The organism is Brevibacillus humidisoli, assembly GCF_020923435.1.
GTDB lineage: Bacteria > Bacillota > Bacilli > Brevibacillales > Brevibacillaceae > Brevibacillus_E > Brevibacillus_E humidisoli.
On sequence record NZ_CP087263.1, the window covers coordinates 2178804 to 2197082 of the forward strand.

Here is an 18279-nt window from a genome sequence, read left to right on the forward strand (position 1 = left end):
GAACGTTCAAAAGTTGAAAGCAGTTTTTTAAAGAATCAGTCCGGGAGGAGACACCATCGATGTCACGTGTTCCTGTCACCTTTGATCGTTCCTGGCTTCCTGATCTAAACCGACTGATGGCGGACGACGGTCCCTGGCACAAGTGGGAGTTGTTTCAACTGGCGCTTGAGGCGGAAGAAGCGCTTGCAGTACGGGAGTTTGATCAACTTCAGGCTCTCAGATACCTACCCAATCTCACCCCTTATCCCCATCAGATCACGACGGCAGAAAAAGTATTAAACGAAATGCACGGACGTGCCATACTGGCTGACGAGGTGGGATTGGGCAAAACGATCGAAGCAGGGCTGATCTTAAAAGAGTACATGGTTCGAGGATTGGCGAAAAAAGTGTTGATTCTGGTCCCAGCCTCTCTGGTCATCCAGTGGACAAAAGAGTTGAATCAGAAGTTCGGGATCCCTGCTGCGGCGCAAAAAAAAGAGTATATGTGGCGGCAGTACGATGTCGTGGTCGCCTCGATCGATACGGCAAAACGTGATCCGCACCGTCGACATGTCCTCTCGATTGACTACGACATGCTGGTGATCGATGAAGCCCATAAGCTTAAAAACAAACGTACTCGCAACTATCAGTTCGTGCGTGAGATCAAGAAAAAGTACTGTCTGCTGCTGACTGCAACTCCTATCCAAAATGAGATGGATGAGTTGTACAACCTGATCAATCTGCTTAAGCCGGGTCATCTGGGTCAAACCAATACGTTTACCTCTACCTATGTAGAAGGCAAGCGCCAAGCCAAAAACAACGAAAAACTGCGCAAAGAAATCGAGAAAGTGATGATCCGCAACCGGCGCAGCGACGGTGGCATCCAGTTTACCCCGCGTCGGGTACAGTCTGTTCCGGTAGAGCTTTCTCCCGAAGAATGGTCGCTCTACGATGGCGTAACCCGCTTTGTGCGTGAACATTATCGTTCGTCGCTGGGCGGGATCAATGCACTTGCGCTGATTACCCTGCAGCGAGAGGTTTGCTCCAGCCGTGAAGCAGCGTTCATGACCCTGTACAACATGCATCAGCGTGCAGCGGAAAACTCCCCGCAGCGTCAAGCGATTCTGGAGTTGGTGGAAATGATCAAGCGGATCGAGACTCACTCCAAAGCGGCCAAGACCGTCGAGCTGATCAAACAGATTAACGACAAGGTGATTATTTTTACTGAGTACCGGGCGACGCAAAACTACCTGCAAAAGTACTTAAGTGAGCACGGCATCACATCCGTTCCCTTTCGCGGTGGTTTCAAGCGAAGCAAAAAAGACTGGATGACCGATCTGTTCCAAAACCGGGCACAGGTGCTGATTGCCACAGAGGCTGGCGGTGAAGGGATCAATCTGCAGTTCTGCAACCAGGTGATCAATTACGATATGCCGTGGAATCCGATGCGGGTGGAACAGCGGATAGGACGTGTTCACCGGCTGGGTCAGGAGCGGGATGTCTTTATTTACAACCTGTCGACAAAAGGGACCATCGAAGAACATATCCTGAATCTGCTCTATGAAAAGATCGACCTGTTTGAGATGGTGATCGGCGAGTTGGACGAAATCGTCGAACGGCTGGCCCTGAATAAATCCCTAGAGCAGAACGTGATTGACATCATCATGAATTCAGAATCGGAGCGGGAACTGGCGCTCAAAATGGACAATATGGGCAAGGTGATTCAGGCAATACGGGAAAACAGACGGGCAGAGATGGAACAAGTACAGACACAAGCCTCCCGGTAACCCGGCAAGGAGGATGAGCGATGAACCAAGAGGAAGTGCGCCGCTTTACGGAAAGGTACTTTGCTGCCTTTTCTTCGCATGTGATGGAATCCCATCCTGCCTATTTTACTGTGAAACTACCTAAAATCGTGGACAAAGACATCGGCAATCGTCCGTTCTACTGGTCCTGGGTGGAGAAAATGAACATCCCGCCACAGCCGATGATCATCACCTTCACCTTTGAACCGGATCAGAAGCCAGAGGGATTTCGCAGTGAATATCTCCATTTCGGCTCTGGTCGTCTGGATCAAATCTTTCAATCTGCGCGCAGGCACGGTCGTTTCGTCTGCCTGTTTGAACAAGCAGATACCCGGTTATCCGGGCGAAGAGGCGCCGAACGCCGTTCTGCACCGCTAGTCCCTTGGTTGAACCTGAATATAAAAATCTCCTTTGTCTGCGACAAAAAACGGGACGTCCTGCTCAGCTTTGGCGTCAACCTGCACCAATCCCGGATTTCCTGCAACTTTTATTCGTTCGTATGCTCGCTAAACCTGGGGCCATCGATCCCGGACTACTTCTACACTCTGGATCGTCAGCTGTCGTTGGATCAAGCAATGGCGATGGTAGAGCAAGAGGTGGAGCAGGTGATCGAGCAGCAGGATAACCGCTGGGCAGAGGAGGCGCGAGAACGGTTAGCCGAAGAGATTGCCATCTTGTCCGCCTATTACGACGAAATGACGACCTCCTCTGAAAACGATGCTGACCAGCAATCTGATGAAGGGGACTATGGCGGGGAACCAACTCTCTCCGATTCCAAGTCCTCCACCCCTTCTTCGCAACGCGGATCTGAACGACCGCAGTCCGCGGCAGAACAGCTCCCTCTGGAACAGCCCCAGTCTGAACAATCCGCTCCTGAGTCGCTGGATACCTATCGCGCCAATGGAGGGAGAATTTTGGACTTCCTGCGGCAGTACACGATTCCCGAGACACCCAAGGAGGAGATTGATCAGAGCAACTGGCAGCAAAGCACGCCACAAGAGGAAAAAGAACGGCGAATCGCCGAATTGAAGTGGCAGTACGAGCCGAGAATTGAAGTCTCGTTGATCAACGGTGGACTGTTTTACCTCTACAGTACTCCGCCGGTCGGGGCGTTGAGACAATCGACGCGACGATCGTAGAAAAATGTAAAACCACTGCGAGAAAAAGTGGACGAGCCCTGACAATAAGCAACAAATCTTTTCCCTGTGTCTGGTTACAATAAGAAAAACAAAAGGAAACATCCTCCGAATCGTAGGCAAGAATGAGAAACGAAGGATGCTGTGTAACTAACGCAAAAGGGATGGTGCATTCCATTGAACGTACGATTATGGGCTGTGTGTCTACTGTTGATCACATCGCTAGGTTCACATACGTTTGCGGCTGACGCTGATCCGGATTCTAACTGGAACAGCCATTTCCAGCAGCAAATCAAACACTGGATCGAAGACTTGTCGTCCAAAGATGAGAAGTTCGCCGTGTGGAAGGGAGCCAGAACAGAAGTACAAGCGCTGGGTGTGCATTCGAGACAGTGGTTGATCCGATTGAGCAAAGAGGATAGCTATGTGGGATATCTGGTTGTCGGGGAGGCTCCAGATCCAGATCTCCAACAGCCTCCGGAGAAGCCGACCTTTGTCCTGCTGGAATACGGACTGGGTGAGTTTATTTTGTTTCACGACGCATTTGCACCGCTGCAGATTGCGGCGGAACCCGTCTATGATGGTTTTGCTTCACATTGGGAGGTAGCTCTTGACGCACAACATCAGCAGTACATCGACGCCAAGACGGGTGAAAAGTATCCGTCTACCGTCGAGGACCCACCGCCTCTGGTGATGCCCACCCTCCCCTCGAAAGAATTGATCCGCTCAGATGGGCTGCTAACCAGGCATCATACGGTTTCACAGGAAGCGACCGATCCGTTTGACCGGATCGACTGGGTCAAGGCAGCGCCTCTCGCCACCGACGAGAGTGGTGGGTGGAGAGGTCTGTGGCAGAACAAGGAGCAGCGGATCGTGGTCACTGCCTCCCTGTTTCAAAACCAGGTGTTTGCTCCCTTCACAGTGGGATCGATTCACGTCTGGAATGACTCCATCGCTTATATCGGGGTATGGGACGAGGGATTGCGCTACTTGCCTGCCTCCTATGTGACCAAGGTAGGCAAGTTGGTTGCCAGTTGAATAGGAAAGCAAAACAAAAACGGTGGCCGAAGGATCAAACCACCGTTTTTCTACTGATGATGGGTCGGGGACAAACGCTTGTGTACTTCGTGGAATACCTCTTGTGCGGACATGCCGGACGCATTGATGACAGGTGCACCTGTGATCGACTTGCTTTGATCGCCAAGCACATTTACATCTTGACCCGTAATCACCACAGCGTCCACCATCTGCTGCCAGTTGCCAAGTTCGACTACGTCATACCCGTTTTGGCGCAGCATGCTGGAAATGTCGCTTAGTGAGTGTTCTACCGCTACTCTCGGCATAGATACCTCCGTCCGATTGGTTTACTTGCGCAAAAACATCTTGATCGACAGCGGAATCATACCAAACCAACGCGCTGTCCATGCCTCCCGCATTTCTTTTCGCCTTTTACGCTCATCGGCAGGCGTTTCCATATACTCCAGCAGGCGTTTGATGAGGTATTTGAGATAATCCTGAAATGACATGACGGATTCCCCCTCTACCGCTAGTCTCTCCGAAAATCCGTCTGTTCAACCATCTTCCTCATGATTTCGTCTACAATCTCTTGCACATGGCGTCCTGTTGTATCAATCTGCAGCGGGGCGAAATCATACATGCCGTCCCTCTCGGCCAGCAGACGATGGACACGCTCTGCTGCGTCCCCAGCAAGCAGGGGCCGCTGGGAATCGGAAGAAACACGGCGAATGATTTCATCAGGACTCGCTTTCAGCGCAATGACCCATCCTCCCGACTTCATCGCCGCCACATTATCCGGGCGGAGGACCACCCCGCCGCCCGTCGTTATGACTCTGCCGCCAGGTTGAAGCGATTCCAGCAGCAGTGCCGCTTCCACTTGGCGGAAATACGTTTCTCCTTCCTCGCTAAAAATTGTCGGAATGCTGCGCTGTTCCCGTTCTACGATGTATTGATCCAGATCGAGATACGGTCTGCCCAGTCGTTGGGCCAGCGCTTTGCCTACTGTTGTTTTGCCCGTCCCCATAAATCCGATCAGGATAATATTGTTCATCAGCATCTCCTCTATTTAGGTGGTACCGTAATGCGTACAACTTTGGATTGATTGTCATACTCTACCTGATACGCCAGCACTTGCTCGAAGAAAGATAGCGGTACCATCGTCCGATCGTCAATCTCCAGCAGTCTATGCGGAAGCTGGTATGGTTTTCCATTAAACGTAACTTCTGCTGACTTCTCTGACAGCAGTACTTCCTTTTGCGACGTATGGAGGCGGATCATTCCCTTTTTCTCCACCCACGTCACCTGATAGCCAATTTTCTCCATCACATCACGCAGTGGGAGATAAACGGTTTCCCCCACTTCCCTACCAGGAACGGAAGGATAGTAGGGAACTCCATTGATAACGGTATCGACATAGTATTCAACAGCCAGAGGGACGATCGGCTGCCGGTTCGTCCGCTCCTGATTGGGGACAAAGTAAGCGGCTGTTCCGTTCAAAATCTGACTAAGAGCCTGGTCGAGATGCTGCGGTCCGATCACTTTGCCATGGTAATTGCGCTGCACACGCTGCAGGAAGCTGGCGAAAGGGGCCTCGCCAATCTGGCGGCGAAGTTGGTCGTATAGGACAGCCCCTTTTGCATACCACGTCCAGTCAAACTCATAGTAATCCGTAAACTGCCGCAGGGTCTTGGACAGTTTCCCATCCGGGTAGCGCTGCTGTAGCGTCTCATACTCCCGCTGGTATTCCCCCATTACCGTATCGGCCATGGCTTGTCCATGCCGTTTTTGCATGTAGAGGTAGACGCTCCACTCCACCAGACCCTCGTCAATCCAGCCTGTTTCCGCTTCGAGGGTAGAGACGCTGTTGTACCACCACAGGTGGGCGATCTCATGCGGCAGCCAGTGATTGATTTCGTTGTTGGCGTACATGTTTTTGGAGAAAATCGCCAAATTGGCATACTCCATCGCATAGGTGTGCCCGGTCTCTGCAATCGACACGTACGGATATGGCAATTCTCCGTACATGTCGGAAAAGGCGGTTAAAGCGGATTCTGCGATTGCCTTCACCTGGGGCATGCTCTTCTTATCGCTAAGCGCGATGTCCACCGTCAGATTACCGATCTTGATTTGTTCGATATGGTACAGCGGACTTCCAACCAGCGAGAAGTTAAGCAGTTCCTTACCTTGATAGTGAATCTCCTGCTGACCACCCGCCAGACGAACCCGCTCGCCCCTGCCCCATGAGCTTACCCATCGGTATCCTTCTGGAGAAAGGAATCGGACGTCGTAGTCGGCGTAATGGTAGACAAACGGATCACCGTACCCGACCGGACGAGGCGGTTCATACCACTTCGCATTTCCATCTAGAGCACCCAGCATAGGGTACCAGTTGGTCAATGTCCAGATGTCATCTTTTGTACCGAAGCGAGTCGCACTGCGAGGAATCGCTGTTTCAAACTCTACCGTCAGGGCGATCCGTGTGTCAGTCGGAAACTTGTTCGACAGGCTGACTACGCTTCCTCTTCGCTGAAACGCGATCTTGGTTTCCCCATGCCGAATGGAGATAACTCTCATCGGGCTCCAGCCGTAATCGTACACGTACAGGTGAATCTCTTTCGTACCCGGATTGTCAAACTGAATCGTTTCCGTGCCGACAATTTTGGCCTGATTCGTTTGCAGTTCGGCCTTGATGGTATAAGCGGGATCAAGATCTTTGACCAATGACGGCAATGGCGGAGACGACCGGAACGGATCGACGGGTGAAGACGTTGACTTCTCCACTGACGGCTGAACCGGGCTTGTCTTGGAAAACACGGAAATCTTTTGCCAATTTGTCACTAGTGCAACGCCGCTGCCCACGATCAGGATCGCGAGGCATAGGAGAATGCTTGTTTTTTGTATCGCACTCATCTTTTGCTCTCCCATATATGTACATCTATTTTCCACAGACTGTTTTTCTATTGTAACAAATCAGACGGGAGAAGAGAATTGCAGGGAACAAAAAAGGTCCAGCCGGAAAGGCTAGACCAAATGGCAGGCGGCGGGATGCTCATCAATCCCTTGGAGCAGCGGAACTTCCTCACGGATTGTACAGTTGAATCCTCTCACTGGCCGCTAAACGGCTCGATTTGGATCGATTGTTGCTTGGCCCAACGGTGCAGTTCCATCAAAAACGGCAAAATATCAGGGCTTTCAATGTGCACACAGAGAGTATCGGCAGCTAGTTCCACTTGTCCGCCATCCACTGTACGGACACGCTGCTCCAGCACCAGCTGCCTCGTCTGTTCCAGTTGTTCATCCATGCTGATCAGTACACTGCCCTCCAACTCCCGTGGAGCCAGACGACCGTTCGGCAGGTAAGCCCGGTCAGCAAATACCTCTTCAGCCACCGTTATACCATGCTCCAGGCAAACATGTACCAGTGCGCTTCCGGAAAGTGCGTAAATAATCAAATCCTCACCGACGTCTAAAACAGCACGCACCACAGCCTCAGCCAATTCAGGACGCACGGCGGCTTCATTGTACAATGCTCCATGCAGCTTGACATGATGCAGTTCGCCCCCAAACGCCCTGGTGATTCCGTCCAGTGCGGCAACCTGGTATAGAACGATCTCATATACCTCTTTGGGTGAGAGATTCATCGGACGTCGGCCAAATCCATGCACGTCAGGATAACCAGGGTGAGCCCCTACCTTTACACCCAGGCGTAGTGCTTCCTCTACGAGACTGCAAATGACATGCGGATCACCGGCATGATACCCGCATGCGATGTTGGCCGACGTGACCCATTTCAAGATCCCGATATCCTCTCTGATGCGGAGACGCCCAAATCCTTCCCCCATATCGCAGTTGATATCCAACCTCAAACCTGCCGCACCTCCTGACAGAATGGAAAACGCATTCATTTCCAATTTATTCTCTAGTAAACTATATCATAGAACGGCAGGATACAGAACAGTCAAAAACAACTTTGGAAAGTGATTCCAATGGAAGTTCGTACAAGAAAAGGCCATTCCTCGCAACCAACGTACCTTTGGGAATAGCCTCTGTTCATCGCTACTATCGCTTACCGTATGGAAGAAACGGCCGTCTGCCCGTTTTTGTCTCCCGGTTCAGTGGTCAGTGACTCCGTCAGTGCCATCAACTGGGACTTTTCCAGACGATAATCAAACTCTTTTGCCTTGTCAGGGCGTGCATTGTTGTACTCGATCGGAATCTCATGCCGGTGAGAACGCTCCACCCTGGTAACGAAGTTCAAGCGCTCCATCACCCGAATGGTCTCATCGATTTTCTCCGCGTCGACATACATGGAAACGTAGTTCAGCCGTTTGGATACGTAGTGAATGGTGCCGAACTTGCGCAAGTTCTTGGCAGCCCGCACGTTTTTGATCCAAACTGCTAACCCCAGTCGTCTATCCCTCATGCTCCCATCCAATCCCCTTCCTCTATATCGATACTTATGCTACCACGCTTTTCCGGCGTGAACAAGATGGATTGCACTCGTGATTGGTCGACGAAAGTGAAACAGCTATAATGAACAAAGAAAAGGCATCAACGCCTTGCAACGGTGGGAGGATTTCTCTTGATTGATCTGTTCTACACACAACTCACCGCAGCCCTGGCCAACCGAGACGGCATCGACCGCATCGATTGGCGAGAGTTCGCTGGACATCGCTTTTTATATGTAACCAGCTCACTTGCGCATCGCGAGCTGATTACGGTCATCCTGCAGGATGCGGAAGCGCTCGTCAAAGGTACGCGAATACGCTGCCAGTGCAACCATATCCGTACGGAGGAGCAGCGTTCCGTCTTTCGCTTTCGTTTCCTAGTCCCGGAAGAGAAAATGTTTTGCTGCGGCAATCAGTGTGAAGACTGCACCCTTCACCGGCAGCAGTAGCTTTAACCGTGTTTCTTCTTGGAGCCGCAGCCGCAGCTTCCGCCTGATCCGCAGCCGCCGCTCTTGGCCTCCAGGAACGGGTTGTTGCTCGGAACCTTGATCGTCGGAGAAACGGCATCGGCAATCGTCCGACTCACTTCGTACAGCAAGTCGTCCAACCGATTTTCAGCCCGTTTGAATGCCTGTACCGAATCGAGCATTTCCAAGGCTCGTTTGGTTTCGCGCACTTCGGTTGAGACGCGGGTAAAGTCGGGATGGTACTTGCCAAACCGCTGAACCTCTTCATACAGTTCTTTCTTTTGTTCAAACAGCCTGCGCAGTCGCTGTGCCTCCGAATCCTGCTCCATCTGCTGTTTGGCCAAAAGGTAATCGGCCACTTCCTGCGAATCGTTTATCATCTGGGCCAGCGAGTAGGCCTCGTCTATCAGCAAAGTCATGTCCAATGTATCAACGGTATCCAACATCGGCATGCCCCCCTTGGTTTCAGAATGCGGTGCAGATGCACCGTTAGCTACGGTCCCCCACATAATCAGGGAGAATCAGCCGGACACGTCTGATGTCATCCAGCCTTACTTTTTCTCTTTTCCGCTCTACCTCCATTGTAATCGACCAGTAGCCCATTTCAACCTCTACTTTTTGGGGCACCCCTTCCCACTCCGCTCCTTCGACGGTCTCGACACGTACCGTCAACTGCAGTTCCTTTGCCCGTTTGAACAGATCGCGCATCGTCTGAGGATGGTAAGATTGGAAGTGCTTGGTCCACATCTGCGGCAGTGCAGCGAGCTGTGGAATGCCTTCCAAACGATCAGGATAGACATTTTCTACCTGATACGTCTGCCAGGGGGAAGAACCAACAAACAGTCCCGCATTCTCCTTTGTCTCAGGTACTGCCGCCTGTGCGGTGGGAGAACCGGCAAGTTGCGGATCGCTCCAGAGCAACCCATCCCCCTGCGGCACATACCCACATTGCCGAAGTGCTTCCAGCAGGTCTGCCTGTTGGGATAGAGGAACAAGAAAATCAGTCTCTGAGATAATCTCCCAGATAAACGGCCTAATGAGCGGAATCTCTCGCAGTTCCTCCAGAATCCGTGCGTCAGCGGTGCTGACCCTGGCCCATGCTTCAACCCGAATCTGCTTAGCCTGCTTGATCCATCTCTCCATCATCGCACACACGCCCGGGGGCAGTGGATAGGGACATCGAGATGCAAGCAAGGCTTCGATTTGTTGCTGCTCTCCACCGCTCAAGACAAATGCCTGTACCTTCTCAGGCAACAGTGTGCAGCGGATCAAATCTCCCTCGAAATGGAGCATCCCAAACTGACTTACGGCCCATAATTGATCAAGGGGAATCAGTGGCGGTACGATCACATCCCCGGTCGCCTCTACATACCACGTCGGTTCTACCGGATCATCCGAATCACTGCCGCAACGGATAGGCAGACGCCACCATAGTTCACCATCGCCGTCTAGCCCCAGTTGAATCCAATCAAATCCAAGCAAGGGATGGAGCCATTCACCCCGAACCCGCTCCACGGCATCTGCCGGCAGGGAAAATCCTGCCCTTTCCAAGCGGTCCAGCAGGGCGGTTAGAGAATGCCAACGCCCCTCCTCGCTGTTGACTACGTGTAATGCAGCCGCTTCCAACCATGTCTCTCCCGGTAGATAGTAGTTCATCACCAGTGACAGCAATTCACGTCTGCGCTGCTCCTGCGATTGGGCAAGCCAGTCAACTGCCGCCTGCTCAACCAGAACCAGTCGCCTCCCGTCCATTCTGACCAAGCCGAGTCGAAGTGCCAAATCGAGAATAACTCCTTCTGCGGCACGGTAAACCTTTTGCAAGTCAGGCGAAAACAGCCGCTCGAACCAGCTTCCGACATGCCGATCGTCACAGGAAAGGAGGGGCTGCAGCTTTTGCAGCACCCGCCGGTGGATTGTCTGCCGTCGTGTAACGGGAACATCTTGGTCGCGGACGAAAAGAAGGAATGAAAATAAATCCAGGTGAATTCCTCGCCCGCTTGTAGTATAATAGGATAGCATTTCATGGCTGGCCAGTGGAACACTCGCTTCCGCTTCATCCAGCAACATCAGCAACAATATTTCACGAACTTCACGAGGCATGAGGAAGCCGATGTCACTCCACAGCTTCCGCACCGTCAGGACAAAGCCAATCCGGCGGAGCCCGGTAAGCCCGAGTGACAGATGAGCATGTCTCTTCGCCGTTAATAGATCCCATTGTTTTTTGGTGAAAAATCCTTGAACCGCTTCAAGGAGAAAGCAGCGTGCTGCTTCCCGCTCGATCTCCGTGCAGCTCTCCCATAGCCTCTGGACCACCTGCCGATCGACCAGACGAGACCCTACTAGTGTCGGCAAGATTTCGCCCAGCCGACGGTTTTGTTCTTCTGCGATTGCCTGTTTCGTGGCTTCCGATAACATCCGGAACCCGTCTTCTAGCAGCATTGCTGTATCACCTCACTCTGTCCGCTACCATTTCAACCTATTGCTCTAATCGCCATCTTGCACTGTCTTCAACGATCAAACTCACGCGAAAGTAGAGGTGGGAAACCATGAAAGGACTTATCACACTGTGGCTCTCACTGACGATCTTCCTAACAGGAGGAATGCCTGAGATGACAAGTCATCCGTCTGATCATCCACAACCAGCCGCTGCCCACGAGATCGCCTCACCTCCCTATCCTAAACAAGTGGAAGAGGCATGGCAAGCGATTCGCAAAGAAGGCGGCTACGATGTGATTGACCAAAATGAGACCCGTTACGTGGTCATCGGTGCCGGCCAACGTCCAACCGGCGGGTACAGTCTGCAGATCGACCGTATTGAAAACAAAAACGGTAAAATCATCGTCTATGTAGTAGAAAAAAAACCGGCTCCTTCGGCCCTGACTACACAGGCGATAACCTATCCGTCACTTGTCATCTCCCTTCCAGCCCATGACGAGGCGATTGATGTCGTTTTCGTAGAGCGTTGACCACAGGCAAAAAGCAGAGGAATCCACCTCTGCTTTTTTTCGTGTCCGCTCAGCAAACCATGTTGGCTCACCTGATAAAACATACTTAGTTGACTTCAATCGCAAATGACTGCTTCACACCGTACGATTCATGATTGTTATGGGCCAGTTCCACAACGATCTCATGACGTCCGGGCGGCAGGTTGCGGTACACATAATGTGGGTCAAAAATCTTTGCTGCTTTTTTACCGTCTACATAGAGATGGGCATGTCCTTCTCCCTGTTTGTTTTCTTTGCCCATGTTTTCCAGTGAAAACGTGAAACGAGAAACTGACAGTTGCAGGTGCAAATCCTTTCCTTTCACTTCATGCTTCACCTGTAACCTAGGCTTCGGCTGGGCTTCTTCCGTCGTTTGCACCGACTCCATGGTATAGAGCGTCACTTCTACTCCGACCGCGATTGTCAGAAGAACCAGCAGGCTGCGGAGCCACTTTTTGCTCATCTGCAGTCTTCCCCCTTTGAAAGGTATGTTTCAGCATACAGGGTTCCCCAGATGAACAAAAAATAACCGGCTTCTGGCTTCTATCCGTTACAGGCTCCCGGCAGTCGTCTCCATTCTAATCCCGATCACTGAACAGCAGAAAAAGGACGACGATCACGACGACAACCCAGATGATCTCCTCGTTATCGCGAAAATCCAAAAAACCCATATGGATCCTCCTTTCCGTTTCGCTACAACCTATGCAGCGAGATGGGTAAATGTCATTGGTTGACAAGCCCAAAACGGAAAGAACAGTGAAGTCATCCGCTATTGTCTGTCCTGCGGCGAGCGCTGATTACATGCAAGTAGGTGTTTAGCTGTTCCGCTTCTACATCAAATCCCAATCGGTCCAGTTCCGAGATCAACAGAGAACGATCTGCATAATACTCATCTTCTATGCTGTTCGCTTCCACTTCCCGACCAGCCTGACGCAGACGGAGCAGATGCCTCTCGCGATCCGCCTGATCATGAAACATCAAATCGGCAATCACCAATCTGCCATTCGGCTTTAACACGCGGGCAAACTCAGCCAGTGCGAGCCGTTTCTGCTCATCGGTCAAGTGGTGCAGCGCATAGCTGGTCGCCACAAAGTCAAAAGAATGGTCAAGATAAGGAATAGCCAGAAAATTGCCCAGCTTTGTCTCTGCTGAGGGATTTTTTTGTTTGCATTTCTTCAACATCTCCATCGATTGGTCCAAGGCACAAACCTTTTGACACCGGCCGATCAGCATCTTTGCCAGATTGCCCGTTCCCGTACCCGCATCCAAGCCAGTCTCGTGCGCCTGCGGCTGAAGCAGTGAAACGACTCGATTCAATACCTGCGTGTAGCCGTCATGTGGATTAAACCCCTTTTTCTTCCGTGTCACCAACTCATCGTATTGGTCAGCCTGCAGGTCGAAGTTCCAGCGATCACTCCACTCCTGCCGGGTCTGCCGCAGCCGCTTGTTGGCATCAGCCAGCTCGTAAAGCGAGCATGGATCAAGCATCTGCTCCTGATTGAGCCGCTCGATCATCCGCTCCGTCGTCTGAATGGCTGCTTTCAGTTCCAGCCAGCGATCGTACATGCAAGCAAGCTGCAGTTCCAGATAGGGACGCACCTCCTCGCTTCCTTGCTCCATATGTGCCAGCAGTTGGCGAATCGCCTCGATGGGCACCCCAACCTCCCGCAGGGCGATAATCGTCTGCAGCCGCCACGCATCCTCTTCGGTGAAGCAGCGATAACCGGATTCGGGATCCTTGTAAGGAGCCAGCAGTCCTTTTTCTTCATAAAAGCGAATGGCTCGTGGCGTTGTCTGCAGATATTCCGCCAATTCCTTGATCTTCATCTTCCACCTCTTCCGATCTGCTGATGACCCCATTGTAAACCTTGACGCAACGGAAAGGTAAAGCAAAAAAAGAAACGGCGGGTACCGTTTCTTTTGCTGATTACCTGGATTATGAGCGATTTGGTTCGGAGATCTGATAGAGAGCTTCGCTTGCTTCGTCGTGGTGCAAGTGACGTACCGCCATGTCAGCCAACGCGACGATGCCGACCAGCTTCCCGTTTTCCACTACCGGGAGACGGCGAATCTGGTGATTGGCCATGATTTTGGCCGCTTCGTCAACCGTCATATCCGGACGACCTAGCACAATATCGCGGGTCATGACCTGGCTCACTTGAGCTGAACCTTCCCGTTTTTCCGCAATACCACGAATGACGATATCACGGTCGGTAATGATGCCGATCACGTCGTTCTTTTCATCGACCACTGGAATGACACCGACGTCCAGATCACGCATTTTGACGGCTACTTCAAATACGTTATCCTGCATGGTGACGGTCGCGACGTTTTTGGTCATAATCTCTTTCAGCATACGGTTTTCCATTTTGGTCATACGTGTCTCCTCCTTCCTAGTGAACAATTGTAGTCTGTGCAGCAACCGCCTGTTTCATGCAAGATGGAAAACCGTTTGAAAAAACGGTGACGGCTTCCTAACATTTGGCGTTTTTTCATTGCGTGAATCTGAAAAACCTACTATCATAAGAAAGGATAGTCAAGCTCCGCTTCCTGCAGCATTTTGCAGGAAGTCTCTGAAGAGAAGAGGAATATTGACTGGTTTTGGTTAAAGGAGGAAGACGGATGGTAATTGCAGATACGGGAATCGCCAATGCGGAGATTCACCTCGCGGAACTGGACCACATGATGAAAGAACTTGGTTTTGTTCGCTGGGCATGGGATTATCAACATGCTACATACGATTTTAAGATCGAAGAAAAAGAAGATGTTTATTTCGTACGGGTACAAGCAGATGCAACCGAAGGTGCACTGGAAGATCCGGATACCCTGCTGAAACTGGGAGAGCCGTATATCGGCAAGCACTTGTTCCCGCACGGCTTGGACTACGAAGCTCCTGTTCCGGACAAAGTGATGACAGCAGCCAAACAAGCACTTAGCAGGCTTAAGCAAAAACTTTCTGCGCATTAATCAGACCATAGCACGACGAGTCAAACAGAGAGGAATCACGCCTCTCTGTTTCACGTCAAGGGGGAATCTCTGCGATGAAAACGCGGGGCGTGCCTGACTTTTTGCTGCTGTTTTTGACGGCGCTGCTGATCGGCTTCGGCATCACGATGGTCATCAGTTCCAGTTCCATCTTTGCCTATGCCGGTCAGTTCACAATGCACGGCTGTCAATACTGCGGCGGTGATGAACTCTACTTTGTGAAAAAGCAAATCACCTGGGTAGGACTTGGCATTGTGGCCATGCTAGTCGCCATGAACATTCCGTTTTCCTTTTACAAGAAAAATTTCTTGTTGATCAGTTTGATCAGTTTCGCCTTATTGGTGGTCGTGCTGCTACCATGGCTGGATACGGAGGCAAACGGGGCCCGTTCCTGGTTGAAACTAGGCCCGGCCAGTCTGCAAACGTCCGAATTCGCCAAACTGGGGTTGATTATCTATCTGGCAGCGATTATTGCCAAAAAAGGCGAACGATTCCGCCAGTTCAAAACGGGATTGATTCCGCCACTAGTGATGACCGGCGCGTTTTTCTTGCTGATCGCCCAGCAGCCCGATCTGGGTACAGCGGCAATCCTGCTTGGTACAGCTGGTGTGATGATGATTTGCGGTGGTGCCAATCTCAAGCATCTGTTCCTACTGACGATGCCTCCGTTCACCTTATTCTTTCTGAGTTACCTCACACTGAATCCGCACGCTTTGACACGGATTCAATCTTTTCTCGATCCCTGGAGTTCACGTCTAGGCACTGGGTGGCAGCTGTCGCAGTCCTACTATGCACTGGCCCGTGGCGGCATCTCGGGAACCGGCTTTGGCCAAGGGATTCAAAAGTATCTCTATCTCCCGGAGGCTCATACCGATTTTATCTTTGCAGTGATCGGAGAAGAGCTTGGGTTTATCGGAACCACGCTTTTCCTGCTCATCTATCTCTCATTTTTACTGCGGGGTCTCTTTATCTGCCTGAAGTCGAAAGACACCTTCGCCAGCCTGACCGGTATCGGTATCGTCACGATGATCGGACTGCAAGCCTTGGTTAACATCGGTGGGGCCACGGGAAGCATCCCGATCACCGGTGTCCCGCTGCCGTTTATCAGCTACGGCGGTTCATCCCTGTTGGTCTGCATGATCGGTACAGGCATTCTGCTCAGTGTCTCGCGGGAAGTAAACCGCCAGAAGACGATGGAACTGCTGCAGGCAAAAAAAACCTAATGGGCATCTGTTCCAACGTGTACGGGCTATCTCACAGAGGATAGCCCTTTTCACAAAAAAAGAGACCTCCCATTAAGAAGGTCTGTGACTTGCGTACGTACTGCCGTCGCGTCATGCCGGCTTGATCCCTTCAACACGAATGTTCACCTCTTTGACCAAAAGTCCGGTCATCCGCTCCACCATATCTTTCACTTTCAACTGAAGCTGCTTACAGACATCGTCAATCTTTTGGCCGTACGAGACATTGATTCGCAAGTCGATCGTCACCTCATCTTCGACAACCTTTACCATTACCCCTTTGGCGGCGCGCTGTCCGCTGATACGCTTGCTGAAATCCTCGTAAAGCCCTCCCGTCATCGAAATCAATTCGCTGTTTTCCAGAGCGGCAGAGCCCGCTATCACGGCGATCACATGGTCGGAAATCCGCACTTTTCCCCTGCTGCCATCCTCCATCAACCCCACCTCCTCGAGGCTCGTTCGCAAAGGCGCATCTCTCTTAATCAGACCGCTCGAAAACTTTCTGACTTTTATCTCATTATAGCGGGATTATGCTTGGGTTTGAAGATGGAAAAACGATTTACGCTCATTCAAAGTGGGATCGGTACAGTTTACGTCAACCAGTGTCGGTCCCTTGATCCCGATGGCCTGGCGCAGGGTCTCTGGCAATTCGCCTGCCTGTTTGACGTGAAAAGCTGTTATGCCGCATGATTCAGCGAGAAGATGGAACGCAGGGTTCTTCATCCGGGTACCAAACGGAGTCATCCCTTCCCAGGTCATTTTCGCCTCTTCCAAGCCAAGAGAGCGATTGTTGGCTACAATCACGGTTACGTCTAGTTGGTGTTCGGCTAGCGTCATCAATTCCCCCGGCGTCATCATCAGTCCTCCGTCCCCGACAAGAACGACCACCTGACGTTCCGGCACAGTCAGCTTGGCCGCAATCCCCGCCGGCAGAGCGAATCCCATCGTCCTCCATTTGCCGGAGAACAGCGGAAGTTGACGCGCTGCACGATACATCCGGTTAAACCAGATCGTATGCTCACCTGTATCTAGTGCGATCACAGCGTCATCATTCACGGTCTGCTGCAGGCTTCGAATCAGCATTTCCGGCCTGACAGGTGCCGTCTCCTCCTGCTCCGCCAGCTCTGTCTCCTGCCAAAAAGATTGGTGCAGCTCTTCAACACGGTGCTGCCACTCATGGTTTCTCAGAGGTTGTTCCTCCAGCCGTTTGAGCCAACCTGGCAGCACATCTTCCAGATTGGCCAGAACGGGCAGCAGTCGGGGATGGGCGTGAAACGCGTCCGGCTGTTGGTCAACCTGTACGATCGAAATATCGGACGGAATATAGGCACGTGGAAACCATGTGGCTCCCAATGTGATCATGAGATCCGCCTCAGCCAGGGCTTGAAGAGCAGCTTCACTGCCCCCTGTGCCAAGCCCTCCGATCACATGTGGATGGGAATCTGGGACCACACCTTTTGCTCCCAAGGAAAGGATGATCGCCGCCCCGGTACGTTCAGCCAGCTGTGTGATATAAGGAGCCATGCGACGGCCCCCCCAACCGACCAACAGCACGGGTCGCTCAGCTCTCATGATCCACTCCAGTCCCTGCTCCACCTCCATGCGGTCCATCCGGAGCTGCCAGGCTGAACGAGGCAAATGGTCAACCAATGGGCTGCTAGTGGACTTGGAGAAGACGTCCTTGCAAATCGAAAGATGGCTTACTCCTCTTCTCTGTCGTGAGGTGACAAACGCCTTGTGCAGCACCGTGCTAATCGCATCGGGATTCGCTACTAGTGTCGTGTATACACAGAGCGGAGCCAGCAGCTCTTGCTGTTGAATGTACTGTTTGTATTCTCCTCCCAGTTTGTGAGACTCCACCTGACCGGTGATCGCGACCACCGGCACCCGATCCATTTGGGCGTCTGCCAGCCCGTTCAACAGGTTTACCGTACCGGGACCACTGGTAGCGATACAGACCGTTGGTTGGCCCGTAAGCTTTGCTTCCGCAGATGCCATCATCGCTGCAGCCGATTCGTGCCGACAGTGCACATACTGGATGTCTTGCTGCTGACCCAACTGCTCCATCCACGGCAGAATCGCATCTCCCGCAACGCCGTAAATCCGCTTCACCCCCCACCTGACAAGCTGCTTGTTGAGATACTGTGCCACACTGACCGTCTCCATCTGTCCCTTCCTCTCTGTACGTGAGATAAAACCCGAGGATAGTTTGCTCCT

General features: G+C 52.0%; 20 protein-coding genes. 7 read left to right on the forward strand and 13 right to left on the reverse strand.

What is annotated here, in order from left to right; translation table 11 throughout:
- Window positions 1–59: 59 nt before the first annotated feature.
- The 3 genes from LOK74_RS10820 (at window position 60) to LOK74_RS10830 (ending at window position 3958) form a co-directional block, all read left to right on the forward strand.
- Window positions 60–1766, forward strand: a complete 1707-nt coding sequence (locus tag LOK74_RS10820; protein ID WP_230046638.1) for a DEAD/DEAH box helicase — start codon at window positions 60–62, stop codon at window positions 1764–1766.
- Between the two features lie 20 nt (window positions 1767–1786).
- Entirely contained in the window at window positions 1787–2923 is a 1137-nt protein-coding gene (locus LOK74_RS10825) for a YqhG family protein (protein WP_230046639.1), read from the forward strand.
- Between the two features lie 174 nt (window positions 2924–3097).
- Entirely contained in the window at window positions 3098–3958 is an 861-nt protein-coding gene (locus LOK74_RS10830) for a hypothetical protein (protein ID WP_230046640.1), read from the forward strand.
- Between the two features lie 50 nt (window positions 3959–4008).
- Here the strand turns inward: LOK74_RS10830 and LOK74_RS10835 are convergent, their stop codons facing one another.
- The 6 genes from LOK74_RS10835 to LOK74_RS10860 form a co-directional block, all read right to left on the reverse strand.
- Window positions 4009–4263 carry a YkuS family protein gene (locus LOK74_RS10835; protein WP_230046641.1) on the reverse strand — a complete coding sequence of 85 codons (255 nt, stop codon included), beginning with the start codon at window positions 4261–4263 and terminating at the stop codon, window positions 4009–4011.
- A gap of 21 nt (window positions 4264–4284) precedes the next feature.
- Complete coding sequence (locus LOK74_RS10840; RefSeq protein WP_230046642.1) at window positions 4285–4446, reverse strand: YqzE family protein; 162 nt, start codon at window positions 4444–4446, stop codon at window positions 4285–4287.
- Window positions 4447–4466: 20 nt separating this feature from the next.
- The gene (locus LOK74_RS10845) at window positions 4467–4988 is read right to left on the reverse strand and encodes a shikimate kinase (protein WP_230046643.1); all 522 of its coding nucleotides are present in this window, start codon (window positions 4986–4988) and stop codon (window positions 4467–4469) included.
- Between the two features lie 11 nt (window positions 4989–4999).
- Window positions 5000–6847 carry a stalk domain-containing protein gene (locus LOK74_RS10850; protein ID WP_230046644.1) on the reverse strand — a complete coding sequence of 616 codons (1848 nt, stop codon included), beginning with the start codon at window positions 6845–6847 and terminating at the stop codon, window positions 5000–5002.
- 194 nt (window positions 6848–7041) lie between these two features.
- The gene (locus tag LOK74_RS10855) at window positions 7042–7779 is read right to left on the reverse strand and encodes a LamB/YcsF family protein (RefSeq protein ID WP_230046974.1); all 738 of its coding nucleotides are present in this window, start codon (window positions 7777–7779) and stop codon (window positions 7042–7044) included.
- A 224-nt stretch (window positions 7780–8003) separates the two neighbouring features.
- Window positions 8004–8360: a YlbG family protein gene (locus LOK74_RS10860; protein WP_230046645.1), complete on the reverse strand. Its 357-nt coding sequence runs from the start codon at window positions 8358–8360 to the stop codon at window positions 8004–8006.
- Window positions 8361–8519: 159 nt separating this feature from the next.
- Here LOK74_RS10860 and LOK74_RS10865 point away from each other — a divergent pair, with 159 nt between their 5' ends.
- Window positions 8520–8834: a hypothetical protein gene (locus LOK74_RS10865; protein WP_230046646.1), complete on the forward strand. Its 315-nt coding sequence runs from the start codon at window positions 8520–8522 to the stop codon at window positions 8832–8834.
- 2 nt (window positions 8835–8836) lie between these two features.
- Here LOK74_RS10865 and LOK74_RS10870 read toward each other — a convergent pair whose 3' ends face one another.
- Both LOK74_RS10870 and LOK74_RS10875 read right to left on the reverse strand, forming a co-directional pair.
- Entirely contained in the window at window positions 8837–9298 is a 462-nt protein-coding gene (locus LOK74_RS10870) for a YlbF/YmcA family competence regulator (protein ID WP_230046647.1), read from the reverse strand.
- A gap of 43 nt (window positions 9299–9341) precedes the next feature.
- Entirely contained in the window at window positions 9342–11291 is a 1950-nt protein-coding gene (locus LOK74_RS10875; protein ID WP_230046648.1) for a hypothetical protein, read from the reverse strand.
- A gap of 107 nt (window positions 11292–11398) precedes the next feature.
- Here LOK74_RS10875 and LOK74_RS10880 point away from each other — a divergent pair, with 107 nt between their 5' ends.
- Window positions 11399–11818 carry a protease complex subunit PrcB family protein gene (locus LOK74_RS10880; protein ID WP_230046649.1) on the forward strand — a complete coding sequence of 140 codons (420 nt, stop codon included), beginning with the start codon at window positions 11399–11401 and terminating at the stop codon, window positions 11816–11818.
- Between the two features lie 85 nt (window positions 11819–11903).
- Here the strand turns inward: LOK74_RS10880 and LOK74_RS10885 are convergent, their stop codons facing one another.
- From LOK74_RS10885 to LOK74_RS10895, 3 genes are all read right to left on the reverse strand, one after another.
- The gene (locus tag LOK74_RS10885) at window positions 11904–12299 is read right to left on the reverse strand and encodes a DUF4399 domain-containing protein (RefSeq protein ID WP_230046650.1); all 396 of its coding nucleotides are present in this window, start codon (window positions 12297–12299) and stop codon (window positions 11904–11906) included.
- 299 nt (window positions 12300–12598) lie between these two features.
- On the reverse strand, window positions 12599–13663 hold the full coding sequence (locus LOK74_RS10890; protein WP_230046651.1) for a MerR family transcriptional regulator: 1065 nt from the start codon (window positions 13661–13663) through the stop codon (window positions 12599–12601).
- A 109-nt stretch (window positions 13664–13772) separates the two neighbouring features.
- The gene (locus LOK74_RS10895; protein ID WP_230046652.1) at window positions 13773–14213 is read right to left on the reverse strand and encodes a CBS domain-containing protein; all 441 of its coding nucleotides are present in this window, start codon (window positions 14211–14213) and stop codon (window positions 13773–13775) included.
- Window positions 14214–14458: 245 nt separating this feature from the next.
- Here LOK74_RS10895 and LOK74_RS10900 point away from each other — a divergent pair, with 245 nt between their 5' ends.
- Window positions 14459–14803: a YugN family protein gene (locus tag LOK74_RS10900; RefSeq protein WP_230046653.1), complete on the forward strand. Its 345-nt coding sequence runs from the start codon at window positions 14459–14461 to the stop codon at window positions 14801–14803.
- Window positions 14804–14877: 74 nt separating this feature from the next.
- Window positions 14878–16044, forward strand: a complete 1167-nt coding sequence (ftsW, locus tag LOK74_RS10905; RefSeq protein WP_230046654.1) for a putative lipid II flippase FtsW — start codon at window positions 14878–14880, stop codon at window positions 16042–16044.
- Between the two features lie 111 nt (window positions 16045–16155).
- On the opposite strand, the gene LOK74_RS10910 is transcribed toward ftsW, so the two are convergent.
- Window positions 16156–16497 carry an Asp23/Gls24 family envelope stress response protein gene (locus LOK74_RS10910; RefSeq protein ID WP_230046655.1) on the reverse strand — a complete coding sequence of 114 codons (342 nt, stop codon included), beginning with the start codon at window positions 16495–16497 and terminating at the stop codon, window positions 16156–16158.
- Window positions 16498–16590: 93 nt separating this feature from the next.
- A complete protein-coding gene (locus LOK74_RS10915) occupies window positions 16591–18228 on the reverse strand; it encodes a thiamine pyrophosphate-binding protein (RefSeq protein ID WP_230046656.1) in 1638 nt (545 codons plus the stop codon).
- Window positions 18229–18279: the final 51 nt, after the last annotated feature.

Coding starts and splice junctions, on each gene's coding strand:
- LOK74_RS10885 (WP_230046650.1), bottom strand. CDS start 12,299: ATGAGCAAAAAGTGGCTCCGCAGCCTGCTGGTTCTTCTGACAATCGCG.
- LOK74_RS10895 (WP_230046652.1), bottom strand. CDS start 14,213: ATGACCAAAATGGAAAACCGTATGCTGAAAGAGATTATGACCAAAAAC.
- LOK74_RS10840 (WP_230046642.1), bottom strand. CDS start 4,446: ATGTCATTTCAGGATTATCTCAAATACCTCATCAAACGCCTGCTGGAG.
- ftsW (WP_230046654.1), top strand. CDS start 14,878: ATGAAAACGCGGGGCGTGCCTGACTTTTTGCTGCTGTTTTTGACGGCG.
- LOK74_RS10875 (WP_230046648.1), bottom strand. CDS start 11,291: ATGCTGCTAGAAGACGGGTTCCGGATGTTATCGGAAGCCACGAAACAG.
- LOK74_RS10820 (WP_230046638.1), top strand. CDS start 60: ATGTCACGTGTTCCTGTCACCTTTGATCGTTCCTGGCTTCCTGATCTA.
- LOK74_RS10845 (WP_230046643.1), bottom strand. CDS start 4,988: ATGAACAATATTATCCTGATCGGATTTATGGGGACGGGCAAAACAACA.
- LOK74_RS10915 (WP_230046656.1), bottom strand. CDS start 18,228: ATGGAGACGGTCAGTGTGGCACAGTATCTCAACAAGCAGCTTGTCAGG.
- LOK74_RS10825 (WP_230046639.1), top strand. CDS start 1,787: ATGAACCAAGAGGAAGTGCGCCGCTTTACGGAAAGGTACTTTGCTGCC.
- LOK74_RS10880 (WP_230046649.1), top strand. CDS start 11,399: ATGAAAGGACTTATCACACTGTGGCTCTCACTGACGATCTTCCTAACA.
- LOK74_RS10900 (WP_230046653.1), top strand. CDS start 14,459: ATGGTAATTGCAGATACGGGAATCGCCAATGCGGAGATTCACCTCGCG.
- LOK74_RS10860 (WP_230046645.1), bottom strand. CDS start 8,360: ATGAGGGATAGACGACTGGGGTTAGCAGTTTGGATCAAAAACGTGCGG.
- LOK74_RS10835 (WP_230046641.1), bottom strand. CDS start 4,263: ATGCCGAGAGTAGCGGTAGAACACTCACTAAGCGACATTTCCAGCATG.
- LOK74_RS10910 (WP_230046655.1), bottom strand. CDS start 16,497: ATGGAGGATGGCAGCAGGGGAAAAGTGCGGATTTCCGACCATGTGATC.
- LOK74_RS10855 (WP_230046974.1), bottom strand. CDS start 7,779: ATGGGGGAAGGATTTGGGCGTCTCCGCATCAGAGAGGATATCGGGATC.
- LOK74_RS10870 (WP_230046647.1), bottom strand. CDS start 9,298: ATGTTGGATACCGTTGATACATTGGACATGACTTTGCTGATAGACGAG.
- LOK74_RS10850 (WP_230046644.1), bottom strand. CDS start 6,847: ATGAGTGCGATACAAAAAACAAGCATTCTCCTATGCCTCGCGATCCTG.
- LOK74_RS10890 (WP_230046651.1), bottom strand. CDS start 13,663: ATGAAGATCAAGGAATTGGCGGAATATCTGCAGACAACGCCACGAGCC.